The organism is Methylibium sp. (assembly GCF_965279545.1).
Taxonomy (GTDB): Bacteria; Pseudomonadota; Gammaproteobacteria; order Burkholderiales; family Burkholderiaceae_C; genus Methylibium.
In genome coordinates, this window is the sequence record NZ_OZ257250.1 from 4,348,872 (window position 1) to 4,363,813 (window position 14,942).

General features: G+C 68.9%; 11 protein-coding genes. 7 read left to right on the top strand and 4 right to left on the bottom strand.

The features are described from left to right. Positions 1-108: 108 nt before the first annotated feature. The 3 genes from ACQY9S_RS20635 to ACQY9S_RS20645 all read right to left on the bottom strand — a co-directional run bounded on the left by ACQY9S_RS20635 (position 109) and on the right by ACQY9S_RS20645 (position 4,864). On the bottom strand, positions 109-2,613 hold the full coding sequence (locus ACQY9S_RS20635; protein ID WP_428422368.1) for an HD domain-containing protein: 2,505 nt from the start codon (positions 2,611-2,613) through the stop codon (positions 109-111). Positions 2,614-3,138: 525 nt separating this feature from the next. Further along, the gene (locus ACQY9S_RS20640) at positions 3,139-4,407 is read right to left on the bottom strand and encodes an extracellular catalytic domain type 1 short-chain-length polyhydroxyalkanoate depolymerase (protein WP_428422370.1); all 1,269 of its coding nucleotides are present in this window, start codon (positions 4,405-4,407) and stop codon (positions 3,139-3,141) included. A 31-nt stretch (positions 4,408-4,438) separates the two neighbouring features. Further along, positions 4,439-4,864, bottom strand: coding sequence for a CopG family transcriptional regulator (locus ACQY9S_RS20645; protein WP_428422371.1), 426 nt, complete (start codon positions 4,862-4,864; stop codon positions 4,439-4,441). A 93-nt stretch (positions 4,865-4,957) separates the two neighbouring features. On the opposite strand from ACQY9S_RS20645, the gene ACQY9S_RS20650 reads away from it, so the two are divergent. From ACQY9S_RS20650 to ACQY9S_RS20660, 3 genes are all read left to right on the top strand, one after another. Beyond that, a complete protein-coding gene (locus ACQY9S_RS20650) occupies positions 4,958-7,468 on the top strand; it encodes a DEAD/DEAH box helicase (protein ID WP_428422373.1) in 2,511 nt (836 codons plus the stop codon). A gap of 114 nt (positions 7,469-7,582) precedes the next feature. Then, positions 7,583-8,710 (top strand): alanine--glyoxylate aminotransferase family protein, encoded by a 1,128-nt coding sequence (locus tag ACQY9S_RS20655; RefSeq protein WP_428422375.1) that lies wholly within the window; start codon positions 7,583-7,585, stop codon positions 8,708-8,710. A 77-nt stretch (positions 8,711-8,787) separates the two neighbouring features. After that, complete coding sequence (locus tag ACQY9S_RS20660) at positions 8,788-9,150, top strand: translation initiation factor Sui1 (protein ID WP_428422377.1); 363 nt, start codon at positions 8,788-8,790, stop codon at positions 9,148-9,150. 311 nt (positions 9,151-9,461) lie between these two features. Here ACQY9S_RS20660 and fliE read toward each other — a convergent pair whose 3' ends face one another. Continuing rightward, complete coding sequence (gene fliE / locus ACQY9S_RS20665) at positions 9,462-9,794, bottom strand: flagellar hook-basal body complex protein FliE (protein WP_428422379.1); 333 nt, start codon at positions 9,792-9,794, stop codon at positions 9,462-9,464. A gap of 183 nt (positions 9,795-9,977) precedes the next feature. On the opposite strand from fliE, the gene fliF reads away from it, so the two are divergent. From fliF to fliI, 4 genes are all read left to right on the top strand, one after another. After that, positions 9,978-11,666 carry a flagellar basal-body MS-ring/collar protein FliF gene (fliF, locus tag ACQY9S_RS20670; RefSeq protein ID WP_428422381.1) on the top strand — a complete coding sequence of 563 codons (1,689 nt, stop codon included), beginning with the start codon at positions 9,978-9,980 and terminating at the stop codon, positions 11,664-11,666. 3 nt (positions 11,667-11,669) lie between these two features. Further along, positions 11,670-12,665: a flagellar motor switch protein FliG gene (fliG, locus tag ACQY9S_RS20675; protein WP_428422382.1), complete on the top strand. Its 996-nt coding sequence runs from the start codon at positions 11,670-11,672 to the stop codon at positions 12,663-12,665. Then, entirely contained in the window at positions 12,649-13,473 is an 825-nt protein-coding gene (locus ACQY9S_RS20680; protein WP_428422383.1) for a FliH/SctL family protein, read from the top strand. The genes fliG and ACQY9S_RS20680 overlap by 17 nt, the downstream gene beginning before the upstream one ends. Before the next feature lie 89 nt (positions 13,474-13,562). After that, positions 13,563-14,939: a flagellar protein export ATPase FliI gene (gene fliI / locus ACQY9S_RS20685; RefSeq protein WP_428425834.1), complete on the top strand. Its 1,377-nt coding sequence runs from the start codon at positions 13,563-13,565 to the stop codon at positions 14,937-14,939. Positions 14,940-14,942: the final 3 nt, after the last annotated feature.

A 14,942-nucleotide genomic window follows, 5' to 3' on the forward strand; every position in this document is an offset into this window, starting at 1 on the left:
GGGGCTCCTCCGCATGTTCGACTGCAACGATGCCTGCGCTTTCTCCGCTGGCATCGTTATCAATGTTGGTGGCTGCCAAGTTCTAGCTTTGTTTTGGTACTCCGTGATCTACAGAGAACTGGAAGAGACGCTCAGAATTTCCAACGATCCACCCACGGTCGAAGCGAAACCTGCCTGGCGAACTTCCCAATTGGTTAGTCGACCTGACGCAGCAATCGCTCGATCAAGACATCCGACGACGGTGTGCAAGTCAAACGGTTGGCCCCCAACAATCTTCACGTTCAAGGCCTTGCTGTTGACGAGCGGAACAAATAGCGCTATCCCCGATAGTTGCGGGACCGGAGTGTGGGATTCAATATGGTCGATATGCTGCATCTTTAAGAAGCCGACAGGGCAGCTCGCGGCCAGTGTTGCGACTTCGGCATACGTCATGAACCTCTGGCCGAGCCCATCGACGGATATCAGGAGGCGACCAAACGCGGTGGGGTCGCAGCCAAACTCCAGCGCATGGACTCCAGCAATACTTCGCTCGAGATCATCTAGAGCCGAGTCCTCTAGCAGACGCAATTGCTCTGCTCCCCATGCCTGCATGACCTCTGTGGGCGCTTCGAATACGGACGCATCTCGTCTGGCAGATCCGGCTTTGTGGTCGATGTAGCCGACAAATGATCCAGCATGCCGCGCCTGAATTGATGTCGCTAGCCCACCAATAGTTTGCAGACCCAATAGGAGGAAGGCTGAATTCTGAACAGTAGAAATTGCGGCTACGCCGAACGTGTGATCACCTGATCGAATCGGGCGGAGACGCGCGTGGTTGCGTGCGATAGCTTGGTCGACTACAGAACTGCACTGATGACCGGAAAATGCAATGCGGTGCAATATCTCGGTCGAGTCCGGCGCAGTGCCCGGTTCCCCGCCATGCACCTCACGCTTCCCACCCCAAGGGCTGTCGACAGCTACGCGTACGTCGAGGCCCACCACTAACGCCGCAACGTATTCATACACCGACACAGGTATCGCCGCTGCACCCATAAACGCAGGCTTGACCTCGATGTCTCCAGTCGGGCGCAGCCATCCATCTTTCAGCCTGAGGGCCACTCTCGTTGAAACTTGAGAGGAGAGGCCGGGTACTCGCCCCTTGCGAAGGATCGGACGCAAGGAAACGCCATCTCCAAAAATCAGGCTATTGCAATCGTCGAGGCCTTTGTCCCACTGTTTGCTGGTGACTTCGACCCGACTGGCGACCATGAACACCGAATAGAAGCCAATCCCGAATCGCCCGATCGAGCGAAACCGGGAAGAACGAAGTCCAGGAAATTCAGTCTGAATGAGCGACGACTTCCAAAAGCTCTGACCGAAATCCAACAACGGTCCCATCATGACCCGACGTGACATTCCAACGCCGTTGTCTTCCACGAACAGCCAAAGTTGGTCGTCGCTCTCTGTGAATCGGACCGTCAACTCGCCGGCGAAACCCTCTTCGACAAAGCGTCTTGCAACGATTGCATCGCGCGCGTTCTGGAGAAGTTCGCGTAGCACTACCTGAAAGCTCTCTCCCCCAGCGCCATAGAGCTTTTCTCCACCGAGCTCCCTAACAAGCGATTCAACATTGCTGACGTGAGGCTCTGCTTTGCAGGGCGTCCAGCCTTCGACGGGCAGATGTTGAGTAAGGTCCTCAATGGAGTCGGCGCCGGTGACTCGCCTCACTTGAAACTCAGGGGCCGTGGCGGGGCGCTGTCGACCTCTCAGTAGCGCGTTAGATTGCCGAATCTCTCGGTCTACTGTTACAACAGCATCGTGGGCGATCCACCAGGCCGAAGCCTCGCTCTCCTTGAAGGGGCGGCTGGCGGTGTAGACGATCGCGCTCCCACTCAAATCCCCGACATCCAGAGAAGGTCCCATCATCCGGCTCTGCGCAGTCCAATGCTGGAGAGAGATTCCTTGCCGCTTGACTAATGCATACAGAAATAGCGGCGCTCTCGCTTGATTGATGTGCGCCGCATCAGCGCACCTCAATAAGCAGGCGACCTTTACCGGGTCAATCGCCCATTCGGAGGGAAACGGTGACGGGGCATTGAACTGTTCGCCAAGGCTGGGGGCGAGAGCATCAATGTCCCAATGGTGGCTCGATGCGATGCGACCAGCTAGTCGACCCAGATCCGTCCGCAGTTGTACGTCCTCAATGAGATGAATCGCGTCGCCGGTGTCGGGATGCGTCCAAACCATTTCTGGCAGCTTGGCAGCCTGATGAGCGTGAAGCGCGCGCAGTGCAGAAAAGTCCGCGGACGCCAGCCGTCCTGCCTCCTCGTTATCGGGTGCAGCATCGCACTCAGCCGCATACGCGTCCCGCCACTCGATAGAACCTCGGACCCCATCTATTCCGCGTTCAAATGCCTCCCAGCACATTGCTGAATCGTGAAGCAGTACGGCTGCGCCGAAGACGAATGCCTCCAAAGGGTTGAGCGGATAGCCCACACCCGAAATGACACCTGCCGTGTCCCAAAGCGCGTCAAGATGAGTCACGTCATGAACGGTGAGGCCGGGCAGGACGTGTGCGATTCGTTGAACAATGGGTTCGATGTTCGAGCGGAACGCGAGCAACGCCGTGCTCAATCGGGCCCTTTCCGATTGAAAGGGATCATCGGTGCGAGCACCCAGTGTCGATCGCCACAAGCTTGTCTGCATCACGCTTCCGATTGCCATAGAACCACCGGTCCTTCGTTTCGTCCTTCCGATGATAGGGTGAAGTGCCGGCGGCATTGGTGCCGCGTAGCTCGTCGCGGGCCAGCGAAGCCACGCGTCATGACAATTGAGGTACCGCGAAGGAGACGCACCCGAATGACGCCTACTGGCCGAGTGCGGGTGCCTACGAACGACTGGTTCTCAGCCCGTCAATTAACGAGCGGGGAACGGCTGGTCAAGCGGAGTCCTTGCGCAGTAACGCGCGTGCCGCTTTACGTCATGGTCCACATGGGGCATGCGTCTCGGTCATTGACGGCAACGAACCGCGGCTGTTGGAGTCTCCGTGACCCCGTCCGCCTCGATATGCCGCGTTCCGTCTACTGCCAGGTCAACCGTGCGCATCTGCGCACCAACGCCAGTCGCCCGCATGCCCGCCCCCGCAGCGTCGCCTGCCCCTCAATGCCCACGCGGATGCTCGAAGAAGAACCGCAGCATCTCGCTCGTGGCATCCGGCCCGCTGGCATCGGTGTAGCTGCCCTCGGCCTGGCCGCCCGACCAGGCGTGTCCGGCGCCGTGCACCAGCCAGTGCTCGGCCAGTGCCCGGCCCTCGCCACCCGGGTGTACGGAGCGCGTGTAGTGCCGCCCGCGGGCCGACACGCCGCGCTCCACGCGTGGGCTGCTCGCGGCGGCCGTGGGTGAGGCGCCGGCGCCGGCGGCGGCGCTGTCCAGCGCGGCCGAGATCACTTGTTCGCCGTTGCGGGGGTGCACCGTCGGGTCCTGGTCGCCGTGGAACACGATGGTGGGCACGTGCCCCGTCGGCGCCGCCGTGGCGGGCGCTGCGCCGGGGGTGCGCGCCCTGGGCTTCAGGCCGGGGCCCGCAACGCCGGTCTTCATCACCGCCAGGGCGCCGGCCACGTCGCTCGCCGCGCCGCCCGGCAGGCCCGAGTGAACGCCCACCGCCGCAAAGAGGTCGGGGTAGGCGGCCGCCACGATGGCGGCCATGGCCCCGCCGGCCGACAGGCCGGCGATGTACACGCGCCGCGGGTCGATGCCGTGCTGCTTCATCACCGCCTGCGTCAAGGTGGCAATCAGCGCCGGCTCGCCGCGGTCGCGCTGCTGGTGGTTGTGCTTGAACCAGTTCCAGCAGCGCTGCGGGTTGGCGCTTTGCGACTGCGCCGGGTACAGCACAAAGAAGCCTTGCTCGCGGGCCCGCTCGTTCATGCCGGTGCCGGCGGCAAAGTCGTCGGGGTCCTGGGTGCAGCCGTGCAGCATCACCACCAGCGGCAAGCGCCGGCCGGCCGGGCCGGGCGGGCTGTAGAGCTTGTAGCGGCGCGTCTGCGAGCCGTGCGTGTAGGAGCCGCCGGTGAACTCGCCGCGCCCGGTGGGGGGCGTGGCCTCGGCATCGCCTTGCGGTGCGGGCGTTGTGCGTGCCTGCGGGCCATCGGCCGGCGAGCTGCCGCTTGCGGGCGGTGCGCTCGCGGCGGCTGCGGCGGGTGCGTCCATTTCGAACACGCAGCCGTCGATGACCAGGGGCTCCGCTTCGGGCGCCGCGGTGCCGGCCGCGGGCATGCCGGGGGTGCCGGTGCGCGCGGTCGCCGGGCGCATGGCGTCGGCGCCTGCGGCGCCGCGCAGTGCGCGCTGGAGGGCCTGGGTGGCTTCGTTCAGGCGGCCCGCCTGCGTCAGGCGCGCGGCGGCGCGCATCAGGTTCTGGAGGGTGTCGTTCATGCCGTCCTTGTGTGGAGGGGTTGCGCTGGGGTCAGCGGTGGCGGTCGGCCAGCGCGGCCTTCACCGCCGGGCTGGCATGCAGCGCACCCAGCACGTCGAGCGAGTCGATGGTGGCCCGGGCCAGCTCGGGGCTCACGTCGTGCGCAATCGTTGCCAGGCCGAGCACGCGAATCTGCAGCGTCTGCCGGGCTGCCTTCACGGCGCGCAACTCGTCGGCACTGAAGTGCTGCAGGCCCAGCACGAGCATCTTGCGCGCCGCCACCTGCTTCACCGCCTCGGCGTGGGTGCCGAGGTGGTTGCGAATGGCGGTGCGGATGAAGTCGGTGCGGTTGCCGTAGAAGCCTTCGGCCACCAGCAGGTCGATCTGCCCCAGGTCGACGAAACCGAGGTTGATGGTGATCTTCTCGGAGTCCGCCGCCTTGGGCTGGGCGGGGAGGGCGGTGGCCTTCTGGTTCATGGGACCATCCTAACACCATCCATATGGATGGTTTATGGAGGGTTTTCTGTGCCTGCCGGGCGAGTCGGCATGCCGAGGCCAGAGAATCGGCCCATGCCCGCTGCCTCCCCCGCCACGCCTGCGAACCCGGATGCGCCCGTGAGCGGTGTCTTCCGTCCGCGCCTGACCCTGCAGACGCTGACCCGCGGCGACGGCCTGCTCGGCATGCGCGCGGTGCCCGGCTTCGGTCCGCGCGGCGCGATGCTCACCGTGGCCCGCGTCGACTGGACCTACACCACGCCCGGCGGCCTGCGCTGGGACACGCCGGCACCCACCCGCGTGCTGAACACCCGCCCCAAGCCGACGCAGCTGCTGCGCGGCGCCTGGGAGCAGCGCGAGCTGCTGCAGCGCGACCTGGCCGCCGAGGCCGACGCGCGCGACGCGCTGTGGGGCACCGGCCTGCGCCCGCTGTCGCCGCAGGCGCTGCAATGGCGCAACCGCGAAGCGGGCGAGGGGCACGACGGCCTGTGGACGCTGGCCGAAGAGCCGCATTTCGGCGACTTCTGGGCCGAGCAGGTGCCGCGGCTGCAGGCGCGCGGCTGGTCCATCGTCGTGCAGCCGGGCTTTGCGCACCAGAGCGTGCCGGTCGACGCGTGGCGCCTCGTCATCGACCCCGACACCGGCGACGAGCAGGGCCGTGAACTGGTGGCGCCGCTGGGCCCGCGCGTGCAGACCCTGGCGGCGCTGCGCCAGCCGCCGCGCGAAGGCTCGTGGCTGCTGAGCCTGGGCGTGGAGGTGGACGGCGAGACGCTGGACCTGGCGCCGCTGCTGGCCGACCTGCTGCGACGCGACGCGCGCTGGCTCGACGCCCGCGAGATCGCCGCCATCGACGATGGCGCGCTGATCCTGCTGCGCGCGCCGGGCGGCAAGCGCATCGAGGCGCCGGCCGCGCCGCTCAAGGCCATCGTCGGCGCGATGGTGGACCTGCTCACCGACCCGCGCCGCGAGGCGCAGGCCGCGGGGCCGCTGCGCCTGTCGACCTGGGAGGCGCACCGCGTGGAGGCGATGCGCCTGGGCCTGCTCGACACGCAGCGCGCGCGCGCCGGCGTGCACGGCGCCTGGCAGCTGCAGGGCGCCGCCGGCCTGGCGGCGCTGGCGCAGCGGCTGCGCACCGCCGGCAGCCCGGCGCCGGTGGCGCCGCCGGCAGGCCTGGGGCTGCAGCTGCGCCCCTACCAGCTGCACGGCGTGGCCTGGCTGCAGTACCTGCGCGAACACCACCTCGCCGGCATCCTGGCCGACGACATGGGGCTGGGCAAGACCGCGCAGGTGCTGGCCCACCTGCTCATCGAGCAGCAGGCCGGCCGCCTGGAGGTGCCGGCGCTGGTGGTGCTGCCCACGTCGCTGATCGCCAACTGGCAGGCCGAGGCCGCGCGCATCGCGCCCGCGCTGCGCGTGCTGACCCTGCAGGGCGCGGCCCGGGCGCGCGACTTCGCGCGCATCGCCGGGCACGACGTGGTGTTCACCACCTACCCGCTGCTGTGGCGCGACAGCGAGGCGCTGCAGGCGCAGCCCTGGCATGTGCTGATCCTCGACGAGGCGCAGATGGTCAAGAACGCCGGCAGCCGCGCCGCCGGCGCCTTGCGCCGCCTGCAGGCGCGCCACCGCCTGTGCGTGACCGGCACGCCGCTGGAAAACCACCTCGGCGAGCTGTGGGCGCACTTCGATTTTCTGATGCCCGGCTTCCTGGGCGATGCGCGCAGCTTCGTGCGCCAGTGGCGCAAGCCGATCGAGACCAACGGCGAGACGCTGCGCGCGCAGTTGCTCGCGCAGCGCGTGCGGCCGTTCATCCTGCGCCGCCGCAAGCAGGACGTGGCCACCGAGCTGCCGCCCAAGACCGAGGTGGTCCGGCGCGTGCAGCTGCAGGGCCAGCAGCGCGCGCTGTACGAAAGCGTGCGCGTGGCCGCCGACGAACAGGTGCGCCGCGTGCTGCAGCGCCAGAGCTTCGCCGGCGGGCAGATCGCGATCCTCGACGCGCTGCTCAAGTTGCGCCAGGTGTGCTGCGATCCGTGGCTGGTGAAGGGCACGAAGATGGCGCCGACCATGGAGCGCGCCAAGATGGAGTGGCTGCGCGACATGCTGCCCGAGCTGGTCGACGAAGGCCGGCGCGTGCTGGTGTTCTCGCAGTTCACCGAGATGCTGGCGCTGGTGGAGGCCGAGCTCGCGGCGCTCGAGCTGCCCTGCCTGGTGCTCACCGGCGACACGCCGGTGCGCGCGCGCGGCGCCGTCGTGCGGCAGTTCCAGGAGCGGGCGGTGCCCATCATGCTGCTGAGCCTGAAGGCCGGTGGCGTGGGCCTGAACCTCACCGCCGCCGACACCGTGATCCACCTCGACCCGTGGTGGAACCCGGCCGTCGAGCAGCAGGCCACCGACCGCGCGCACCGCATCGGTCAGGACCAGCCGGTGTTCGTCTACAAGCTGGTGGTCGAGGGCGGCATCGAGGAGCGCATGCTCGCGCTGCAGGCGCGCAAGGCCGCGCTGGCCGAAGGGGTGCTGGGGCACGACACCGCGGCGGCGGCCAAGTTCAGCGCCGCGGATCTGCAGGGGCTGCTGGCACCCCTGGCGTGACCGGCCGGCCCCGCTGCCGCCGGGGCATTCGGGTTGACCGCACCGGTTGTCGGGTGGAGTTTTTGGTACACAGGAGGTCTGCGTGCCCGAATTCCTTCTTCAGCGGAGCGACCTATGCCTGGCTTGTTGCCGAACGTGGACCCCGAAGGTCTGCTCGAATATTCAGTGGTCTACACCGACCGCGCGCTCAACCACATGTCGCAGAGTTTCCAGGGCGTCATGCGGGACGTCTCGGGCACGCTCAAGCGTGTCTACCACGCGAAGTCGGCCGTCGTCGTGCCCGGCAGCGGCACTTTCGGCATGGAGGCGGTGGCGCGGCAGTTCGCCACCGACCGCAAGGTGCTGGTGATCCGCAACGGCTGGTTCAGCTACCGCTGGACGCAGATCCTCGACATGGGCCGCATTCCCGCCGAGTCGACGGTGCTCAAGGCGCGGCGCATCGGCCCGGGCAAGCAGGCGCCGTTTGCGCCGGCACCGATCGAGGAGGTCGTCGCCACGATCCGCGCGGGCCGCCCCGACGTGGTGTTCGCGCCGCATGTCGAAACCTCGGCCGGCATGATCCTGCCCGACGCCTACCTGCGCGCCGTGGCCGATGCGGTGCACGAGGTCGGCGGCCTGTTCGTGCTGGACTGCATCGCCTCCGGCACGCTGTGGGTCGACATGGTCGCCACCGGCGTCGACGTGCTGGTGAGCGCGCCGCAAAAGGGCTGGAGCGGCTCGCCGTGCTGCGCGCTGATCGCGATGAGCGAGCTGGCGCGCCAGCGCATCGATGGCACCCAGAGCACCAGCTTCGCCTGCGACCTGCGCAAGTGGCTGCAGATCATGGAGGCCTACGAGGCCGGCGGCCATGCCTACCACGCGACGATGCCGACCGACTCCCTGGCCCGCCTGCGCGACGTGATGCAGGAGACCGAGGCCTATGGCTTCGAGAAGGTCCGCGCCGAGCAGCAGCAGCTGGGCGACAAGGTGCGTGCGCTGCTGGTCCGCAAGGGGCTGCGCAGCGTTGCGGCCGAAGGCTTCCAGGCGCCGTGCGTGGTGGTGAGCTACACCGAGGACCCGGCCGTCCAGTCCGGCAAGAAGTTCGTCGGTCTGGGTCTGCAGGTGGCCGCCGGCGTGCCCTTGCAGTGCGACGAGGGCGAGGACTTCCAGACCTTCCGCATCGGCCTGTTCGGGCTGGACAAGCTGCACCACATCGAGCGCACGGTGCGGCACCTCGACGAGGCGCTGAGCCGCATCCTGTAGCGGATGTCGATGCGCATGTGGTCCGCCGCGCCCGCGGTGCCGTCCCGCCGCCGGCCGCCACAAGCCGGTCGGCCGGCATGAAGGGCAAGCCGTCCGCCGGCGGGCTGGTCTACTCCACCGAGCTGGGGCGGACCTGTCCCGCCTGCCGCCAGGCGCTGGCGCAGTGCGTCTGCAGCAAGGCGAGTGCCGCCCCGGTGTCCGACGGCATCGTGCGTGTGTCCCGCGAAACGAAAGGCCGCAACGGCAAGGGCGTCACCGTGATCAGGGGGCTGGCGCTGGAGCCGGCCGCATTGGCCCAACTCGGCAAGCAACTGAAGGCGGCCTGCGGCTCCGGCGGCACGGCGAAGGACGGCGTGATCGAAGTGCAGGGCGATCACCGCGACCGCATCGTCGAGCAGCTCGAGGCGCAGGGCTGGACCGTCAAGCGTGCCGGCGGCTGATACGGAATTGCATTCAAGCGCATCCGATTGAAGCTGGGACCAGGGCGCGTTGCGGCCGTTCGTGTGCGTGAGGTTGCCGAGGTTCGAGGCGTCCGCCGGCCGGCCGCTTGCAGGTACCGCGCGTTGCTGGCGAGGACGCCGGGCGAACGGCTCCGCTCATGTCCCCCGGGGTCGGCCTGAAGGCCGACCCCTCCTCCTTAACTTCGCTACGCCGCTCACCCGACGCCCTCGCCAGCACTCGGCATTGCCCGCCTGCGAAGGTATTCAAGCTCTGACAAGCCGCGGTGGTGGCGGCGCCCTCGCCGCGGGCCTCACATCTGCATGTTCATGATGTCGGTGTAGGCCTGCACCAGCTTGTTGCGCACCTGCAGCGTCGCCTGGAAGCCGATCTGCGCCTTCTGCATCGCGACCATCGTCTCTTCGAGCGAGACCGACGAATTGCCGAGCTGAACCTGCTGCTGCAGTTCGGTGGCCTGGTTCTGCGAGGCGCTCACGGCCTTCAGTGCTTGGCTGAAGCTGGTCTGGAAACTGGCGGCTTCCGTGCCCTGCGTCTGTGTGGCCAGACGCACGCGCTCGGCCACCTGCGGCATCCCGGCGCGGGCTGCGGCTTGGGCAAAGTCGAAGGGCTTGAGCTTCACGTCCATGGAAGCAGATCGTAGCCAGCTGCCGGCGCCACGATGGTGGGAACTGGCCGGATTTGGCCGGCCTGTTCGCCGCTTTTCCGGCTCAAGGGTAACGAAACAATGCCGAGGCGCCGACGGGAATGGTCTCGTCGCGCCCCGATCCACGATCCAACACGGACACGCCGCGACGCCCGAACGAAGCCGATGGACACCGCACTTGCCACCGTGAACACCCTGCCGCTCACCCCGGCGAACGCTGAAGGCTTCGGCGCGCGCCTCGCCGTCCTGCCGGCCGGCCGCAAGCTGACGCTGGGCCTGGGCCTCGCGGCGCTGGTCGGCATTGCGCTGGCGATGTCGATGTGGTCCTCGCAGGGCAACTACAAGGTCTTGTACGCCGGCCTGTCCGACAAGGACGGCGGCGCGATCCTGGCCCAGCTGTCGCAGATGAACGTGCCCTACAAGCATGCCGACGGCGGTGCCGCGATCCTGGTGCCGGCCGACCAGGTGCACGACGTGCGCCTGAAGCTCGCCTCCGCCGGCCTGCCCAAGGGCTCGATCGTCGGCTTCGAGCTGATGGACAACGCCAAGTTCGGCCAGACGCAGTTCCAGGAGCGGCTGACCTTCCAGCGCGGGCTCGAAGGCGAGCTGACCCGCTCCATCGGCGCCCTGGCGGCGGTGCAGAGCGCGCGCGTGCACCTGGCGCTGCCCAACCAGAACGGCTTCTTCCGCGAGCAGCAGAAACCCAGCGCCTCGGTGCTGCTCACGCTGCACCCCGGCCGCACGCTGGACCGCACGCAGGTGGCTGGCATCGTGCACCTGGTGTCTTCCAGCGTGCCCGAAATGGACCCGAAGGCGGTGACCGTGCTCGACGCCACCGGCGCGCTGATCTCCGGCGCCGGCGACACCAACCCGGCCGGCGGCCTGGATGCACAGCAGCTGCAGTACGTGAGCCAGATCGAGGGCAACTTCACGAAGCGCGTGTTCGACATCCTCGAGCCGGTGCTGGGCCGCGACAACCTGCGTGCCCAGGTCACCGCCGAGGTGGATTTCTCGCAGACCGAGTCGACCTCCGAGGCCTATGCACCCAACCAGGGCCTGGGCCCGGACGGCAAGCCGACGTCGGCCACGCTGCGCAGCCAGCAGACCAGCGAGTCCAGCGGCGGCGGCGCCGCGCAGCCGGCCGGCGTGCCGGGTGCCACCAGCAACCAGCCGCCGGTGCCGGCGACCGCGCCGGTCACCGGCGCGGCCGCGCCGCTGCAGACCGCACAGGCCGGTGGCAGCGGCGGCAGCAGCCGGCGCGAAGCCACCGCCAACTACGAAGTCGACAAGACGGTACGCGTCACGCGCAACGCCACTGGCACGGTCAAGCGCCTGAATGCCGCGGTGGTGCTGAACCACCGCTCGGTCACCGACGCCAAGGGCAAGACGACCACGACGCCGATCTCGGCCGAGGAGATGGAGAAGCTGACCGCGCTGGTCAAGGAGACCATCGGTTTCAATGCCGAGCGCGGCGACTCGGTGAAGCTGATCAACGCGCCCTTCAAGGTCGAGAAGCCGCCGGTCGAGGAGACGCTGCCGCTGTGGAAGCAGCCTGAGACGCAGGACCTGCTGCGCACGCTGGCGGTGCCGGCGGCGCTGACGCTGCTGGCGATGATCATCGTGTTCGGCGCGGTGCGCCCGGCGCTGAAGGCCGCCCAGCCGGCCAAGCCGCAGCGCCAGCTCGACACCGTGGTCGACGACCCGCAGGCGCTGCCGACGCCGGCCCGTGCCGCCCTGCCCGCGCTCGAGGCGCCGGCGGTGGACCTGCGACTGAACCAGGCGCGTGCACTCGCCAAGGACAACCCGGCGGCCATGGCCAACATCGTGCGCGGCTGGTCCGCCAAGGAGGCTTGAGCTATGGATGCCCAAGGACTCGAAGACGCCGCGATCCTGATGATGTCGATCGGCGAGGAGGAAGCGGCCGAGGTGTTCAAGCACCTGGCGCCCAAGGAGGTGCAGCGCCTCGGCGAGACCATCGCCAAGATGAAATCGGTGCCGCGCGAGCGCTTCGAGCAGGTGCTCGAGCGCTTCACGGGCGATGCCGCCGACACCAGCATGCTGGTGAGCGACACCGACGAGTACGTGAAATCGGTGCTGCGCAAGGCGCTCGGCGACGACAAGGCCAACCTGCTGATCGACCGCATCCTGCAGGGCGGCGACGTCTCCGGCATCGAGAGCCTCAAGTGGATGGACCCGGCCTCGGTGGCCGAGTTGCTGCGCAACGAGCATCCGCAGATCGTCGCGGCGATCCTGGTCCACCTGGAGTTCGATCAGGCGTCCGAGGTGCTCAAGCAGTTCGGTGAGCGCCAGCGCAACGAGGTGATGGTGCGCGTGGCCACGCTCGACGGCATCCAGCCCAGCGCGCTGAAGGACCTGAACGAGGTGATGGGCAAGGTGCTGGCCGGCGGCGAGCGCATGAAGAAGTCGATGATGGGCGGCGTCAAGCCGGCGGCCGAGATCATCAACATGATGGGCTCGGCCATCGAGACCTCGGTGCTCGACTACATCCGCGAGGCCGACAGCGACCTCGCGCAGAAGATCATGGACAACATGTTCACCTTCGACGATCTGCTCAAGATCGACGACCGCGGCATCCAGGCGCTGCTCAAGGAAGTGCAGACCGAGTCGCTGGTGGTGGCACTCAAGGGTGCGCCGCCCGAGCTGCGCGACCGCATCCTCTCGAACATGTCGACCCGCGCCGCGGAGGCGCTGCGCGAGGACCTCGAATCGCGCGGTCCGGTGCGCGTCTCCGAGGTCGAGGCCGAGCAGAAGGAATTGCTGAAGGTCGTTCGCCGCCTGGCCGACGAAGGCCAGATCGTGCTGGGTGGCGGTGGCGATGACCAGTTCCTTTGAGCGCAAGCTCGGCGCCCATCCGGCGCCCCGCGATCCCGGCACCCGCAGCCGCATGACCGATGCACCCGGCGGCGGTGGCCCCCGTGCCTCGGCAGCGGAGAGCGCACCGAACGCCTATGCGCGCTTCATCCCGCGCGAGGAAGTGCGCAGCTTCGCCGCGTGGACGCCCGGCAGCTTCGGGGCCACCTCGCAGAACACCGCAGCCGCCGCCGCGCCGCCGCTGACGCCCGAAGGGGTCGCGGCCCAGCTGCAGGCCGCACGCCAGAGCGGCTACCAGGACGGCTACCGCGACGGGCTGACCGCGCTCGAAGGTTTCAAGCAGAGCTACGCGCAGCAGGTGACGGGCCAGGCCGTGGCCGTGGCCCAGGCCTTCCGCGGCCAGCTCCAGCAACTCGAACAGGGTCTGGCCACGCAGCTCGCCGGCGTGGCGATCGCGCTGGCGCGCCAGGTGCTGCGCAGCGAGCTGACCACGCGCCCCGAGCTCGTGGCCGCCGTGGCCCAGGAAGCGCTGGCCGCGACGCTGGCCTCGGCCAAGCAGGTGGCGGTGCATGTGCATCCCGACGACCATGCATTGCTGAGCCTGCATGCCGGCGAGGCGCTGGCCGCGCGCGGTGCGCGCCTGGTGCCCGACGCGGCGATGGCCCGCGGCGGCTGCGTCGTCGACAGCGACGTCGGCATCATCGACGCCAGCGTCGAGGCGCGCTGGCGCCGTGCGATGGACGGCATGGGGCAGCGCGGCGCCCACGGCGTGGCGCCGCCGGCCGTCGACCCGGCCGCGACGCCCGACGCCAACGGGGAGGGCGCATGAACGCGCCCACCGAAGGCTGGCTGCCGGCCGCGCCGGTCGCCGGGCAGTCCGCTGCGGTGCCGGTGCTGCCGCCGGCCTGGCAACGCTACATGGACGATCTGAAGGCGCACGCCAGCGGCCCGGTGCCGCTGGAGGCACAGGGCACGCTGGTGCGCGTGGCCGGCCTGGTGCTCGAAGCCGCCGGCATCCGCGTGCCGGTCGGCTCGGTCTGCGAGGTGCGCATGGACGGTCAGCCGCCGGTGCTGGCCGAGGTGGTCGGCTTCGCGGCCGATCGCGCCTACCTGATGCCGACCGGTGAACTGCACGGCCTGGTCAGCGGCGCGCGGGTGGTGCCGCGCTCGACGCCGAACGTGCCGCCGGTGCTCGGCGAGATCAGTCATCCGTGGCGGCGCAGCGAAGACCGCACCCGCCACCTGCCGATCGGCGACGGCCTGATCGGCCGCGTGGTCGACTCGCACGGCACGCCGCTCGACCGGCTCGGCCCGCTGGACACCAAGGCCGGCGCGGTGCGCAACGAGCCGCTGGTGCGCCGCCCGATCAACGCGATGGAGCGCGACCCGGTGCGCGAGCCGCTCGACACCGGCGTGCGCGCGATCAACGCCATGCTCACCGTGGGGCGCGGCCAGCGCATCGGCCTGTTCGCCGGCTCCGGGGTCGGCAAGTCGGTGCTGCTGGGCATGATGGCGAAGTACACCGCCGCCGACGTGATCGTCGTCGGCCTGATCGGCGAGCGCGGGCGCGAGGTCAAGGAGTTCATCGAGGACATCCTCGGCGAGGAGGGCCTCGAGCGCGCAGTGGTGGTCGCCGCGCCGGCCGACTCGCCGCCGCTCACCCGCATGCAGGGTGCCGCCTATGCGACCGCGATCGCCGAGCATTTCCGCGACCGCGGCCAGCACGTGCTGCTGCTGATGGACAGCCTGACCCGCTATGCGATGGCGCAGCGCGAGATCGCGCTGGCCATCGGCGAGCCGCCGGCCACCAAGGGCTACCCGCCGAGCTGCTTCGCCAAGCTGCCGCAGCTCGTGGAGCGCTCGGGCAACGGCCAGAACGGCTGCGGCTCGATCACCGCCTTCTACACCGTGCTCAGCGAGGGCGACGACCAGCAGGACCCGATCGCCGATGCGGCACGCGCCATCCTCGACGGCCACATCGTGCTGTCGCGCGACCTGGCCGAGAGCGGCCACTACCCGGCGATCGACATCGAGCGCTCGGCCTCGCGTGTGATGCACAACGTGGTTGCGCCCGAACACCTGCAGGCCGCACGCCGCCTGCGCCAGCTGTGGTCGCGGGTGCAGAAGGCGCGCGACCTGATCGCGCTCGGCGCCTATGCACCCGGCCACGACGGCGAACTCGACCTGGCCGTGCGCCAGCACGATGCGATGCGCGCCCTGCTCCAGCAGGACATGCACGAGGCCTCGTTGCTGGCCGACAGCGTGCGGCAGCTGCGCCAGCTGACCGGTATCTGATTC

Excerpts from the sequence above, each read along its gene's own strand:
- fliE (WP_428422379.1), bottom strand. The coding sequence starts at position 9,794 with ATGGACGTGAAGCTCAAGCCCTTCGACTTTGCCCAAGCCGCAGCCCGC.
- ACQY9S_RS20680 (WP_428422383.1), top strand. The coding sequence starts at position 12,649 with ATGACCAGTTCCTTTGAGCGCAAGCTCGGCGCCCATCCGGCGCCCCGC.
- fliI (WP_428425834.1), top strand. The coding sequence starts at position 13,563 with ATGGACGATCTGAAGGCGCACGCCAGCGGCCCGGTGCCGCTGGAGGCA.
- ACQY9S_RS20650 (WP_428422373.1), top strand. The coding sequence starts at position 4,958 with ATGCCCGCTGCCTCCCCCGCCACGCCTGCGAACCCGGATGCGCCCGTG.
- ACQY9S_RS20655 (WP_428422375.1), top strand. The coding sequence starts at position 7,583 with ATGCCTGGCTTGTTGCCGAACGTGGACCCCGAAGGTCTGCTCGAATAT.
- fliF (WP_428422381.1), top strand. The coding sequence starts at position 9,978 with ATGGACACCGCACTTGCCACCGTGAACACCCTGCCGCTCACCCCGGCG.
- ACQY9S_RS20660 (WP_428422377.1), top strand. The coding sequence starts at position 8,788 with ATGAAGGGCAAGCCGTCCGCCGGCGGGCTGGTCTACTCCACCGAGCTG.
- ACQY9S_RS20640 (WP_428422370.1), bottom strand. The coding sequence starts at position 4,407 with ATGAACGACACCCTCCAGAACCTGATGCGCGCCGCCGCGCGCCTGACG.
- ACQY9S_RS20645 (WP_428422371.1), bottom strand. The coding sequence starts at position 4,864 with ATGAACCAGAAGGCCACCGCCCTCCCCGCCCAGCCCAAGGCGGCGGAC.
- fliG (WP_428422382.1), top strand. The coding sequence starts at position 11,670 with ATGGATGCCCAAGGACTCGAAGACGCCGCGATCCTGATGATGTCGATC.